The sequence below is a fragment of the Alkaliphilus crotonatoxidans genome (assembly GCF_054658015.1).
The window spans coordinates 301477-314441 of the sequence record NZ_BAAHXS010000004.1; the positions used below are offsets into that span (position 1 = coordinate 301477).

At 39.5% G+C, this 12965-nt stretch carries 20 protein-coding genes; 2 read left to right on the plus strand and 18 right to left on the minus strand.

Annotated features, from left to right (window positions below):
* Window positions 1-35: 35 nt before the first annotated feature.
* Window positions 36-866: a divergent polysaccharide deacetylase family protein gene (locus ACYQ1I_RS03975; protein ID WP_459762600.1), complete on the minus strand. Its 831-nt coding sequence runs from the start codon at window positions 864-866 to the stop codon at window positions 36-38.
* Between the two features lie 119 nt (window positions 867-985).
* Between ACYQ1I_RS03975 and ACYQ1I_RS03980 the strand changes: the two genes are divergently transcribed.
* Window positions 986-1357, plus strand: coding sequence for a phage holin family protein (locus ACYQ1I_RS03980; RefSeq protein WP_459762602.1), 372 nt, complete (start codon window positions 986-988; stop codon window positions 1355-1357).
* Between the two features lie 201 nt (window positions 1358-1558).
* On the opposite strand, the gene cwlD is transcribed toward ACYQ1I_RS03980, so the two are convergent.
* Together cwlD and chrA are read right to left on the minus strand one after the other, a co-directional pair.
* Window positions 1559-2266, minus strand: a complete 708-nt coding sequence (gene cwlD, locus ACYQ1I_RS03985; RefSeq protein WP_459762604.1) for an N-acetylmuramoyl-L-alanine amidase CwlD — start codon at window positions 2264-2266, stop codon at window positions 1559-1561.
* A gap of 410 nt (window positions 2267-2676) precedes the next feature.
* Window positions 2677-3771, minus strand: coding sequence for a chromate efflux transporter (gene chrA / locus ACYQ1I_RS03990; protein WP_459762606.1), 1095 nt, complete (start codon window positions 3769-3771; stop codon window positions 2677-2679).
* Between the two features lie 153 nt (window positions 3772-3924).
* Here chrA and ACYQ1I_RS03995 point away from each other — a divergent pair, with 153 nt between their 5' ends.
* Complete coding sequence (locus tag ACYQ1I_RS03995; RefSeq protein WP_459762608.1) at window positions 3925-4233, plus strand: PadR family transcriptional regulator; 309 nt, start codon at window positions 3925-3927, stop codon at window positions 4231-4233.
* 82 nt (window positions 4234-4315) lie between these two features.
* On the opposite strand, the gene ACYQ1I_RS04000 is transcribed toward ACYQ1I_RS03995, so the two are convergent.
* The 15 genes from ACYQ1I_RS04000 to ACYQ1I_RS04070 form a co-directional block, all read right to left on the minus strand.
* Window positions 4316-4648 (minus strand): hypothetical protein, encoded by a 333-nt coding sequence (locus ACYQ1I_RS04000; protein WP_459762610.1) that lies wholly within the window; start codon window positions 4646-4648, stop codon window positions 4316-4318.
* Window positions 4649-4754: 106 nt separating this feature from the next.
* Window positions 4755-5147, minus strand: a complete 393-nt coding sequence (rpsI, locus tag ACYQ1I_RS04005) for a 30S ribosomal protein S9 (RefSeq protein ID WP_459762612.1) — start codon at window positions 5145-5147, stop codon at window positions 4755-4757.
* Between the two features lie 33 nt (window positions 5148-5180).
* Window positions 5181-5609, minus strand: a complete 429-nt coding sequence (rplM, locus tag ACYQ1I_RS04010) for a 50S ribosomal protein L13 (RefSeq protein ID WP_459762614.1) — start codon at window positions 5607-5609, stop codon at window positions 5181-5183.
* A 164-nt stretch (window positions 5610-5773) separates the two neighbouring features.
* Complete coding sequence (truA, locus tag ACYQ1I_RS04015) at window positions 5774-6523, minus strand: tRNA pseudouridine(38-40) synthase TruA (RefSeq protein ID WP_459762616.1); 750 nt, start codon at window positions 6521-6523, stop codon at window positions 5774-5776.
* 59 nt (window positions 6524-6582) lie between these two features.
* A complete protein-coding gene (locus ACYQ1I_RS04020) occupies window positions 6583-7383 on the minus strand; it encodes an energy-coupling factor transporter transmembrane component T family protein (protein ID WP_459762618.1) in 801 nt (266 codons plus the stop codon).
* Window positions 7376-8239 carry an energy-coupling factor transporter ATPase gene (locus ACYQ1I_RS04025; protein ID WP_459762620.1) on the minus strand — a complete coding sequence of 288 codons (864 nt, stop codon included), beginning with the start codon at window positions 8237-8239 and terminating at the stop codon, window positions 7376-7378. Before ACYQ1I_RS04025 ends, ACYQ1I_RS04020 begins: the two co-directional genes overlap by 8 nt.
* Entirely contained in the window at window positions 8224-9060 is an 837-nt protein-coding gene (locus ACYQ1I_RS04030) for an energy-coupling factor transporter ATPase (protein WP_459762622.1), read from the minus strand. The genes ACYQ1I_RS04025 and ACYQ1I_RS04030 overlap by 16 nt, the downstream gene beginning before the upstream one ends.
* A gap of 209 nt (window positions 9061-9269) precedes the next feature.
* Complete coding sequence (rplQ, locus tag ACYQ1I_RS04035; RefSeq protein ID WP_459762624.1) at window positions 9270-9611, minus strand: 50S ribosomal protein L17; 342 nt, start codon at window positions 9609-9611, stop codon at window positions 9270-9272.
* Between the two features lie 26 nt (window positions 9612-9637).
* Window positions 9638-10585, minus strand: coding sequence for a DNA-directed RNA polymerase subunit alpha (locus tag ACYQ1I_RS04040; protein WP_459762626.1), 948 nt, complete (start codon window positions 10583-10585; stop codon window positions 9638-9640).
* 64 nt (window positions 10586-10649) lie between these two features.
* Window positions 10650-11273, minus strand: a complete 624-nt coding sequence (rpsD, locus tag ACYQ1I_RS04045; protein ID WP_459762628.1) for a 30S ribosomal protein S4 — start codon at window positions 11271-11273, stop codon at window positions 10650-10652.
* Window positions 11274-11296: 23 nt separating this feature from the next.
* Window positions 11297-11698, minus strand: a complete 402-nt coding sequence (rpsK, locus tag ACYQ1I_RS04050; RefSeq protein WP_459762630.1) for a 30S ribosomal protein S11 — start codon at window positions 11696-11698, stop codon at window positions 11297-11299.
* Between the two features lie 22 nt (window positions 11699-11720).
* Window positions 11721-12092, minus strand: a complete 372-nt coding sequence (rpsM, locus tag ACYQ1I_RS04055) for a 30S ribosomal protein S13 (protein ID WP_459762632.1) — start codon at window positions 12090-12092, stop codon at window positions 11721-11723.
* 204 nt (window positions 12093-12296) lie between these two features.
* Window positions 12297-12410 carry a 50S ribosomal protein L36 gene (rpmJ, locus tag ACYQ1I_RS04060; RefSeq protein WP_025434559.1) on the minus strand — a complete coding sequence of 38 codons (114 nt, stop codon included), beginning with the start codon at window positions 12408-12410 and terminating at the stop codon, window positions 12297-12299.
* A gap of 16 nt (window positions 12411-12426) precedes the next feature.
* Complete coding sequence (gene infA / locus ACYQ1I_RS04065; protein WP_459762634.1) at window positions 12427-12645, minus strand: translation initiation factor IF-1; 219 nt, start codon at window positions 12643-12645, stop codon at window positions 12427-12429.
* A 22-nt stretch (window positions 12646-12667) separates the two neighbouring features.
* Complete coding sequence (locus ACYQ1I_RS04070) at window positions 12668-12952, minus strand: RNA-binding protein (protein ID WP_459762636.1); 285 nt, start codon at window positions 12950-12952, stop codon at window positions 12668-12670.
* Between the last annotated feature and the right edge of the window lie 13 nt (window positions 12953-12965).

Below are 12965 nucleotides of genomic sequence, written 5' to 3' on the forward strand. Positions count from 1 at the left end.
ACCCAATTTCATGCCTTTAAACTGCTATAAAATCCCTATTGATGGCCTCCCAGCAGGGTCGATACCTTTACAAACTCAATCCCCATTTCCTTCATCTCTTCTTCCATTTCTTTAATGGCCCGGGCAGTGATTAACCCTCCCTCTGGTCCTACATGGCCTATGGCTACGGCGCTTTGCTCTTTAATGGCAATTTGGGCTAATTGCCTTAATTGATCCTTTATTTTTTCTTTATTTTTTTCATTATCCAGGAATACGCTGCGTTCCAGAACCATTACTCCCTTTTCTGCTGCAACTTTTTTGATGACTGATTTGTAGCTTGTCTTACTGTCTACAATATACATGCTATTTGCCTGAAGCACCTCTACAATAGCCGATACGATTCGTTTGTCTTCACTGGCCTTTGATCCCATATGATTGTTTAAGCCTACGGCTTGGGGAATATGATCAATTGCGGCCCTTACGATTTGTTCTACCTCTTCCGCCGATAGATTAACTGTAATACCCCTTTCTCCCAACCATCGGGGATCACCGTGGTGTGGTTCCATTGGTAAATGAATGATTACCTCATGGCCTAATTGGTAGGCCTTTTCAGCCTCCTCGGCACTATGCTCTAAAAAAGGAATGACTGCACAAGTCAATGGGATTCCAAGATTGAGCATTTCTTCGGTGCCCTTTTGATTGTTTCCGAAATCGTCTATGATAATGGCAACCTGATATTTAGCTTCCTGATGATCTCTATTAACCCTCCATGTGTTGGTATTTTGATAAACATAAAAAAAATTGATTGGCAAAAGTAATATAAATCCTAAAATCATATAAATGATTACTTCTTTTGACAATGTTACTACCCTTAAGGTCTTTTTCAAAATGATTACCTCCTTTTGACCTTTTTAACTTGTTTTTTTCAAAAAAAAAAGAGAAAATTTGAATAAAATATTATTTTTATCAAATGCTATATTTAAATCTTATTTGAGGAGGTAGTTTTATGTCTGAAGAAAGAAGAGATAGTCGTACAGCTAATTCCAATGGTTGGATTAGCTTTATCATCAGATTTATTGTTTCAGCCATTGTTATTTCTGTAGCTGCTTTTCTAACACCAGGTTTTTCAATACGAGGCATGGGTAGTATTCTACTTGCTGCAGCCATTATCAGCTTAATTGATTATCTCATTTTTAGAATTGCCAAATTTGATGCTTCTCCCTTTGGAAGGGGAATCACCGGGTTTATTGTGGCAGCCATCGTCCTTTATGCCACCCAGTATTTTGTGCCCGCCATGCGAGTTACACCTTTAGGGGCCATTTTAGGTGCCTTAGTCATTGGAATAATTGATGCAATTATTCCTGGTAAAACTTTTTAATAGTGTATTTCAAAAAATAGCCTTATCATTGTTATAATAATGAGAAGGGTCTAATGGGTTATATTTTGTCCACATGTTTCTGGATAATTTGTGCACATTAGACCTCTTTACATTTTGGCTTTCACCTTTGAATTAAAGATATAATTTTCTATTGCTCTGAAGTTATGCACATTATCCACAAATTTTATACACATTCAATTTTTAACGAGCTTCATTAAAATATCGCTGGATACCTACATAAAGGGCCCAGGCTATTTTCTTCTGGTAGTCTGAATCCTTTAATTTTTTTAACTCCTGGGGATTAGACAAAAATCCACATTCCACCAGAACCGAGGGAAGATTCAAATCCCGTATGATATAGATATCCTCACGAGGCAAGGGCACTCGGGTATTCTCGGTATCGAGATTTTTGATTAGTTCCTCCTGTATGATTCGGGCCAGCTCCTTACCCAAAAGATTTTCCTTTGGATAAAAGGTTTGGGCTCCATAATATCTGTTTTGGGTAAAGCTATTTAAATGGATGGATATAAATAAATCCCCACCACTGTTTTGAACGATTTCCTTTCTTTTTTCCAGATCTGCACGTTTTTTATTTTTACTGGAATTCGTATATAGTCCTTTATCTGTATCCCTTGTCATGATCACATAGGCACCGCTTTGTTCTAAATATTCCCTTAAGTGGAGCCCGATGCTTAAATTAATGTCCTTCTCAATGGTTCCGTCCTTTGCAACGGCACCCGGATCAATTCCTCCGTGGCCTGGGTCAATTATGACTACCTTAGCCGTTGCAGGTAAATTCATTGTTGCTATGGTTTCATTTTTAGTAAATTTTATAACAAGCATAATGAGTAATAAGCTGATTATTACACCGATCCACACCAGCCACTTTTTTCTAATGAAAAAAACCAATATGACCCCTCCCGCCGAAATTCTTCTCTGTCTATATATATGGCAAATAATAGTAAGCTATACGATTGGGGTCATGAAAATATATTGGAAACTTTTCCTTCGGTTAATTATTGTTTATCCGACATGTTTTATTATTTACCTCAACTGTTCGACCTATTTCCCGGGAAAAATAAAGAAACCATAAAAAAAGACCAGTATTCTTCATTATGAAATACTAGTATCCTGCATCATCTAAATTAACGGACTATCCCTAGCCAAATTTCCCAAAACAGTTGCGTTGTCTTCAGTCGCCATATTGCCCGATATGGCTTCCTCCTACACCTTACTTTTAGAAAATTTGTCTCAGGCCTTATCTCGTCTTTTAACTGACACAGGATACTAGCCGTTTGGGTAGGTTAAAGGGTCTGCTTCTATTTGATGAGATATGTTATGACAACTCCTAGGATTCCTGAAATGCTTACACTGAACAATATATTAGCCTTATATTTCATTAAGGCTACGAATCCCCCCAGGGCAATCAGTACTGTCCAGAGATCCACCAGGGCATTGGGTACCAGCTTCAGACTGGCAGCCAAAATGGTTCCTATGACTGCCCCATTGACCCCCTTTAAAAAAGCTTTTATCCAACGTATATCTTTTAGCTTTTTTAAATAGGGGGCTGCTGCCAATATGAAAACAAAGGAGGGTAAAAAAATAGCCAGTGTTGCAACAGCCGCTCCCAAAAAACTGTAGACACCATAGCCTATAAAGGCAGAAGTGATTACAACGGGCCCCGGAGTCACTTCTCCCAGGGCAATACCCGCCAAAAATTCCTGCTGAGTTAGCCATCCAAGCCGTTGAACCACCTCTTGCTCTATAAAGGGAATAATCACTAATCCGCCGCCGTAAATAAAGGAACCCACCTTTAGAAAAAATGTAAACAGCCTTGTTAAGCTGGAATGAAGGGGCAGAAGTAGGGCTATAGCATAAGCCCTATTACCGCCCTTAGGCAGGTGGTATATGGTTATTCCAACTAACCCTGCCAAAAGCATAACCAATATGGTATTGAAGTTAAAAAAATAGACAAGACATGCACTGACAATTAATATTATAACCCCTGCGTGGTCAGCTATGGACTTCCTTGCCATTTTTATCAGGGAGATACTAATCAGGGCAATCACCAGGGGATTGATGCCATAGAGGATTCCCTGTATTTGTAGATAGGTACCATAGTTAAAATATAAATAGCTTAATGCTACCATTATAATAAAGGCTGGAAAAATAAAGGCTGTACCGGCTATGATTCCGCCCCATAATCCTCCTTTGACATAGCCCATATAGATTCCCAGTTGAGTAGATGCCGGCCCCGGTAGCATATTGCATATTGCAATTCCCTCTAAAAAACCCTCCTTTGAGAGCCATTTCCGCTTTTCAACCAATTCCTCATCCATCATGGCGATATGGGCCATCGGCCCACCAAACCCTAAAAATCCTATTTTTATAAAGTACAAAAAAATTTCCTTCATACCTAACACCGCCTTCCATAAATAACTTTTTACCTAGTTAGGTTTTTGTTCTTTTTTATTATCTATTGAATTGCTATAAAAACATATGCTATAATTATATCAATATTCGATATCGGTTTTCGATAAGTAAATTGTATCAGGAGATGATTTATTATGCAAGCTAAAATTCTTAGAAGGTTCTTTCTGGGGTTTATTCAAATCCATATATTACACCACGCTAAGGTTTCGCCCTTTTACGGTTCATGGATGATTGAAGAACTGAAGGAGCATGACTATGATATGAGTCCGGGCACCCTCTATCCACTGCTGCACAGTATGGAATCTAATGGCCTATTACAAATGGAGGAAAGGATCGTCGAGGGAAAGGTTCGTAAATACTATGGAATTACCCCTTTGGGAATTGAGATTTTGGAAGAGGCGAAAAAAAAGGCCTACGAGCTTTTTAAGGAAATTAAAGATTAATTAATAAAATCCCCCAAACACCATAATTTGAGGGATTTTTTGTTACACTTTTTATTTTTTTATTTATCTTTGATTTCAAAATTTAATCCTGCAGGTAATCATATTCATAATGGTAGTAATGATATAAAAAAGTATAAATTACAATCCCCATTACAATGGCCAAAAATGTCAGGGGAATAGATGCGTATTTGGTATATACGATAACAGGCTCAAAGATCAATACTACTGGCAAGACATATAATAGCCATTTTAGTTGCCCCTTCCCATTGGTAAATAAAATAACGACTACAGGAACCATTGAAATGAGCAGGTTGATAGCATAAATGTAGACTGGGCTTTCGTACATTAGCCATAGTAGATTCGTTAAGGAATTAAAAATAATCAATAGTTTAAAAATGATATATAATTTCTTCATCCTAACTCCCCCCGGTGGACCTTTTATCTCAGTATAGCATAGGTGACCGGTATAATAAATAAATCCCCAAATCGTAATGATTTGGAGATTTTGTATTGAAATAAAATTATCTCTTTGAAAACTGAGGCGCACGTCTTGCTGCCTTTAAGCCGTATTTCTTTCTTTCCTTAGCCCTTGCATCTCGAGTTAAGAAGCCTGCCTTTTTTAATGCAGCTCTTAATTCTTCATCTGATTTTACCAGTGCTCTGGCAATACCATGTCTTAAGGCACCTGCTTGGCCTGTGAAGCCACCACCATTAACCAGGGCAATTACATCATATTTGCTTAATGTATCGGTTAATGCCAATGGTTGCTTTACTTCTCTTTTTAAGGTTTCATAATTGAAATATTCTTCAATATCTCTTTTATTTATTGTGATGTTCCCTTCACCTGGAACCAATCTAACTCTAGCAATTGATTTTTTTCTTCTACCTGTTCCGTAATAAGCTAATTTTGCCATCTTCAATAACTCCTCCTTTCGACCTCAACCTTTTTATAGCTCAAGTTTAACTGGCTTTTGCGCTTCATGGTTATGCTGTCCGCCAGCGTACACCTTTAATTTTTTAACCATTTGTCTGCCTAATCTTGTTTTAGGTAGCATTCCTCTAATGGAATTGTACACCAATTGTTCTGGCTTATCCTGAAGCATTTTTCTGAAGGATATTTGTTTTAATCCACCTGGATGGCCTGTATGATAAGTATAGAACTTTTGATCTAATTTTTTACCTGTTAATGCAACCTTTTCTGCATTAATGATGATTACAAAGTCTCCTGTATCTACATGGGGTGTATATTCTGGTTTATGTTTACCTCTTAATATAGTAGCAACCTCTGTGGCTAAACGACCTAAGGTTTTGCCTTCAGCATCAACCAGGTACCACTTCTTTTCTACTTCATTAGTCTTAGCCATATATGACTTCATCATTTTCCCTCCTTAATACGTATCAAAGCTTAATTTTGCCGTTCCATCTATGTGTCAAGATCCGGGGCGAGTGGATCGATTTTACACACTGTATATATTGTAATACAACCTACCTAGCGTGTCAAGGGGTAAAATCATACCCTTGGCAATTTATCCATCCTGGCCTATGGCTCTAATTCATGGTAAAATACCTTATCTAAAAACAGACCCTGGGGCGGAGCCGTAGGCCCGGCATAACTACGGTTTTGGTGCGTTAGAGCCAGCTCAATATGATCAAGGGGCCTTCTTTCCAAACCAATTTCTATCAGGGTTCCCACCATAATTCTAACCATGTTGTAGAGAAAGCCATTGCCTTCAAAGGAAATCCACAGGCTCTCTCCCTGTTCTTTAAAATCTATGGTATGAATGGTTCGCTCCGTATTTTTAACGTTGCTGCCGGTAGACATAAATCCCTTAAAATCGTGGGTACCCACCAGCATCGCTGCCCCTATTTTCATTCTTTCCAAATTTAAGGAGTTCATTACATGATAGCTATAATTTCTTAGCAGAGCACTACGGTTAACCCCCTGGAAAATTTGGTAGCTATAACGCTTTCCTATGGCACTGTATCGGGCGTGGAAATCCTTACTCATATTATGGGCCGCCCTGACGCTGATATCCATGGGCAGTAGTCTGTTCATGGCCAGGGGAATTCTTTCGGTGGGAATACTGTTCTCCAGCATAAAGGAGGCAGTCTGGCCCCGGGCATGGACTCCGGAATCGGTTCTGCCTGCACCATGAACTGCCACTTCAGTACCTGTCAGCTTTCTTAAGGATTTAATGATTTCTGCCTGAATGGTCTTCCCCCTGGGCTGCAACTGCCACCCATAATAATTGGTGCCGTCATATTCTATTTCTATTAAGATATTTCTCAACGATCTCACCCTGTCAACGTGATAATGGGATTGAATTATAATTGACCAATAGGTCAATATTACATAAAGGTTCTTATGGCAATTAATATCAGTAATAGCCCTGTAATGGCCGCAAGGCTTGAATAATCCTTACCTGTCATCTGAAGCTGCTTCATCCTTGTTCGGTTGTCACCACCACGATAGCATCGGGCCTCCATTGCCATGGCCAATTCGTCGGCCCTTCTAAAGGAGCTGATAAATAAAGGTACTAAAAGGGGCACCAGGCCCTTTGCCCGATTAATGATGTTCCCGCTTTCAAAGTCGGCCCCCCTGGCCATCTGGGCCTTCATAATCTTATCTGTCTCCTCTAGCAGTGTTGGAATAAACCTGAGGGCAATGGTCATCATCATGGCCAGCTCATGGGCTGGAATTCCAATTTTTTTAAAGGGCTTCAATAGATTTTCGATACCATCGGTCAGGGCAATGGGAGAGGTGGTTAAGGTTAGGATAGAGGTTCCCATTACCAGAAGAATCAGCCTGATTGCCATAAATATGCCTTGATACAGGCCCTCGGCGGTTACATTCAATGGCCCCAGCCTTAATATAATTTCACCCTTTGTCATGAATATATTAATTAAAAAGGTGATTAGGATAATAAACCTGAGGGGTTTAATGCCCTTAAGCATATACTTCACTGGAATTTTTGAAATCAGTATGCAGCCGAGGATAAAGGCCGTAACAAAGCCATAGGCAATAAAATTGCTGACAATAAACAGCCCCACAATAAGGGCAAAGGTTCCTACTATTTTGGTTCTGGGATCTAGCTGGTGTATAATGGACCCCGTTGGATAATATTGTCCTATGGTAATATCTTTAAGCATGCTTTCGACTCCTTACCCACTTCAGTATTTCTTCCCTGGCTTCTTCCACTGTAAATATATCTTCTCTAAGCTGGATACCGGCTTCCTTTAATCGCTTCACCAAATAACTAATCTGGGGGATGCCCAGGCCAATGGATTCAAGGGTATCTACCTCTTGAAAAACCTGCCCCGGAGTACCCGTTAAGGCCACGGTTCCCCGATGCATGACAATAATACGATCCACCAGTTTGGCAATGTCCTCCATACTATGGGAAACTAAGATTACTGTATTTTTCATTTCCTGATGAAAGCGCTTAATTTGATCTAATATATCATCACGCCCCCTTGGGTCAAGGCCGGCGGTGGGCTCGTCTAAAATTAGTACCTCAGGCTTCATGGCCAGTACGCCGGCAATGGCTACCCGTCTTCGCTGCCCGCCGCTTAGCTCGAAGGGTGAACGATCCTTCAATTCATCAAAATTAAGCATAACCAATTCCATGGCTTCCTTCACCCGTTGTGCCACCTCTTCTTCCTTTAATCCCAGGTTGGTTGGCCCAAAGGCAATATCCTTAAAGACTGATTCCTCGAATAGCTGGTGCTCTGGGTACTGAAATACGAGTCCTACCCTTTTTCGTATTTCTCCTAGCTTGATTCCCTTATCGGTAATATCAACATCATTAATGAATATTTTGCCGCTATGGGGTTTTAATAGTCCGTTTAGATGCTGGGTTAAGGTTGATTTTCCTGAACCAGTGTGGCCAATCAGCCCAATAAATTCGCCTGATTGTATCTCTAGATTAATATTATCCAGGGCTTTGGTTTCAAAGGGGCTATTGGGGTTATAGATGTGGGTTAGGCCTTCTATTTTAATTGACATAATTTCATCACCATCTCGTCTACTGTAAGTATATCATCAGGCAGATTGAGGCCTGCCTCCCTTAATTCATGAGCCAAATCAGTCATTTGTGGTACATCAAGGGCTAATTCCTTTAATTTTTTAACCTGGGAAAAAACCTCTGGGGGAGTACCTTCTAATATGATCCGTCCTTCTTCCATGACAATGACCCGATCGGCGTCCACGGCCTCCTCCATGAAGTGAGTAATATGGACAACTGTAATATTTTCTTCTTTATTTAGCTTTTTAACCGTATTCATTACTTCTCTGCGGCCCGCCGGGTCCAGCATGGCAGTAGGCTCGTCTAAAATGATGCAGTCGGGCTTCATGGCAATGACACCGGCTATGGCAATCCGCTGTTTTTGCCCTCCCGATAGGAGATGAGGTGCCTTATTCCGGTAGCTTAACATGTCAACAGCCCCAAGGGACTCTTCTACCCGCTTTAGGATTTCTTCAGACTCAACGCCTAAATTTTCTGGCCCAAAGGCCACATCCTCCTCTACAATGGTAGCAACGATTTGGTTATCAGGGTTTTGAAAAACCATACCGGCAGTCTGCCGTATTTCCCATAGTTTTTCTTCATCCTTTGTATTCATTCCCTTAACCAGCACCTGACCGCCCGAGGGCAGCAGTAATGCATTCATATGCTTTGACAAGGTAGATTTGCCAGAACCATTATGCCCTATAATAACAACAAATTCGCCCTGCTGAATTTTAAGTTCAACTTCATTCAGGGCGATAACTTCCTTTTCATTATTTTGATATTGATATTTAACGCGATCAATTTCAATCATATTGCCCATTGAGATCCCTTCTTTATTCATTATAAGATCAATCTTTCAAGGTCTGTTAATGCCTGTAACCTTGAAATCATAATTATTATATCTTATTTTAACCTAAAAAACCATGGTTTTATGAAAAACATTTTCAATCTGCCAGGGGCTTCAAATAATTTTTTTTATAAAAAAACAGGGACTAAGTGCCACACTTAATCCCTCCCATCTATTTAAGCTTAAACTAATTCTAAAATAACGGTTTCTGCTGCATCGCCTCTTCTTGGTCCAAGCTTCATTATACGGGTATAACCACCGTTTTTATCCTGGTATTTAGGCGCTACATCATCAAATAAATTCTTAACTACTGTTTCATCAGTGATAAACGCTAATGCTTGTCTTCTGGCATGAAGATCTCCTCTTTTAGCGAGGGTAATCATCTTTTCTGCTAATCTTCTTGTTTCCTTAGCCTTTGCTTCAGTGGTAACAATTTTACCACTTTTAAGTAGGCTGGTGACTAAGTTTCTTAGCATTAAATTTCTATGTGCAGATTCACGTCCTAGTTTACGATACTGAGCCATGTTGATCCCTCCTTACCTCTTACTTGTTAATCGTCGCTTGGTCTTAAGCCTAGGCCTAACTCAGCAAGCTTTTTTTGCACCTCTTCCAATGATTTCTTTCCGAGGTTCCTTACCTTCATCATATCCTCTTCAGATTTTTGGGTAAGCTCTTCCACTGTATTGATTCCTGCACGCTTTAAACAATTGTAGGAGCGTACAGATAGATCAAGTTCTTCAATGGTCATTTCAAGCACTTTTTCCTTTTTATCTTCCTCTTTTTGCACCATGATTTCTACATCATTGACATGCTCTGTCAAGGTAATAAAGAGATTTAAGTGCTCATTCATAATCTTTGCCGCCAGGGATACTGCCTCGTCAGGTTTAATGCTGCCATCGGTAAATACATCAATAATCAATTTATCGTAATCGGTTACTTGACCAACCCTTGTATTTTCTACAGCATAACTTACCTTCTTTACAGGTGTAAAGATAGAATCAACTGGGATGACACCAATGGGCATTCCTGCATGTTTGTTGTTTTCGGCAGAAATGTATCCTCTTCCGTTAGAAATGTTAATTTCCATCATTAATTTGGCATCAGAATCAAGGGTTGCAATATGCATGTCAGGATTTAGAATTTCCACATCTGCATCGGCTATAATGTCTCCTGCTGTTACAACGCCTTCTCCTTCAGCCTCAATTCGAACGGTTTTGGGTTCGTTACTATGAAGCTTAACAGATAAATCCTTCATATTCAGAATGATCTCTGTTACATCCTCCTTCACCCCGGGAACCGTTGAAAATTCATGAAGTACGCCATCGATCTTGATAGAGGTGACGGCAGCACCTGGTAAGGAAGACAACATAATTCGTCTTAGGGAATTACCAAGTGTTGTGCCATATCCTCTTTCTAGAGGCTCAACTACAAATTTTCCATAGGTATTATCGTCACTGACCTCTACAATTTCTACTTTAGGCTTTTCCATTTCTATCATAATTATAAACCCTCCTTTAAGTCTCTTTACTATTATCTCGAGGGTAACTGATTCCAAAAAATCATTATCTAGAATATAACTCTACGATTAGATTTTCGGCAATTGGTAGGTCGATATCTTCTCTTGAAGGCAATGAAACAATTTTTCCCTCTAATTTTTCCATATCTACTGATAACCAGTTGGGCACTGAACCAGTAAAGCTTTCTGCTAAACCTTTAAACTTATCAGAGCTCTTGGACCTTTCTTTAACAGCAATCACGTCACCAACCTTTACTAAATAGGAAGGAATATCTACCTTTTGACCATTTACTGTAAAGTGTCCATGTACTACCAATTGTCTTGCCTGGGCTCTAGAACTGGCAAAGCCAAGTCTGTAAACCATATTATCTAAACGAGATTCCAGAATTCTTAATAGGTTTTCACCTGTAATTCCAGCTTGCTTATCGGCCATTTCAAAATATTTTCTGAATTGGCTCTCAAGTACGCCATAGAATCTCTTTGCTTTTTGCTTTTCTCTAAGCTGAATTCCGTAGTTTGACATTTTCTTTCTGCTTGCTCCATGTTGTCCTGGGGGGGTATTTCTTTTGTTAATGGAGCACTTATCGGTGTAGCAGCGCTCACCCTTCAGATATAATTTCATGCCCTCACGACGACATAATCTACATACTGCATCTGTATATCTAGCCATTTACTTACACCTCCTAATCTATACTAAACTCTTCTGCGTTTTGGTGGTCTACAGCCATTATGGGGAATTGGAGTAACATCCTTGATTAGATTTACTTCAATGCCGGTTGCCTGTAACGCACGAATGGCAGCCTCACGACCAGCTCCTGGTCCCTTTACATAAACCTCAACGGTTCTTAATCCATGATCCATTGCCACCTTAGCAGCGGCCTCAGCAGCCATTTGAGCAGCGAAGGGAGTGGATTTTCTTGAACCCTTAAAGCCCAATTGACCAGCACTGGACCAAGCAATGGTGTTTCCTTGCATATCAGTCAAGGTAATAATTGAATTATTGAAGGTTGATTGAATATGCGCTTGACCTCGTTCTATATTTTTACGTTCTCTTCTTCTTGTACGAGTGGTTTTCTTTTTTGCAACTTTTGCCATGCCGATTATCCCTCCTTATCTATTATTTTTTCTTCTTACGACCGACAGTTTTCTTTGGTCCCTTACGAGTACGGGCATTTGTCTTTGTTTTTTGTCCTCTAACAGGAAGTCCTTTGATGTGTCTGATTCCTCTGTAGCATCTGATTTCCTTTAGACGTTTAATATTCAAAGCAATTTCTCGTCTTAGATCCCCTTCTACTTGGTAACCGGCATCAATTTCCTTTCTTAAGGCATTAACTTCTTCTTCTGTTAAATCCTTAATTCTTGTATCAGGATTCACGCCTGCCTTTGCTAAAATACTATTGGAAGTTTTTCTACCGATTCCGAATATATAAGTTAAACCAATTTCTACACGTTTGTCCCTTGGTAAATCTACCCCAGCTATTCTGGCCATTTACGCTTACACCTCCTAGATCTTTATCCTACAAAATACAATTTAATATAGTGGTTGTTTACTTAATTGTCAATTTTAAATAATCTATTTATAATAGTTAGTCTACAGGGATCAGATTTCTCTGATCAGCCGCTCCCCGTATAACTAATTATCACAATATTATATTATATCATCAATGATGACATAATACCAGCCTATTTTACCTTATCCTTGCTTTTGTTTATGCTTAGGATTTTCACAGATCACCATAACTCTGCCTTTTCTTTTAATGATTTTGCACTTTTCGCAAATTGGTTTCACTGATGGTCTCACCTTCATTACAAGTCCCTCCTAACTACTTCTTTCTCCAGGTTATTCTACCACGAGTCAAATCATAAGGAGATAATTCAACCGTTACCGTATCTCCCGGTAATATTCTAATAAAATTCATTCTTAACTTGCCTGATATGTGTGCTAAGATTTCATGCCCATTTTCAAGCTGAACAATAAACATGGCGTTGGGCAGCGCTTCTTTAACTGTACCCTCTACCTCAATCACGTCTTGCTTTGACATTTGGCAATCAAACCTCCAATCCTTAATCCGGGGACTTTACTCCCAATCTTTCCAGCTCTTTTCTAACGAAAGCATTATTGATCTTTATTTGGTTTATGATACGGTCCTTCACTTCATGTGAAATAATATTAAACTTTGCCAGGTGTTTAACCTTTTTCTTTTTCGGCTTTTCCATCCTTCGAAGATCCCCATCGGCAATTAGAACATGATCCTCATCTACTTTGCCAATTACAATAAATACATGGTTTTGATCTCTTCCCTTGGTTGAACGTACCACCTGACCAATACTTAAATCGTTATATTCCACATTGTCACCTCGT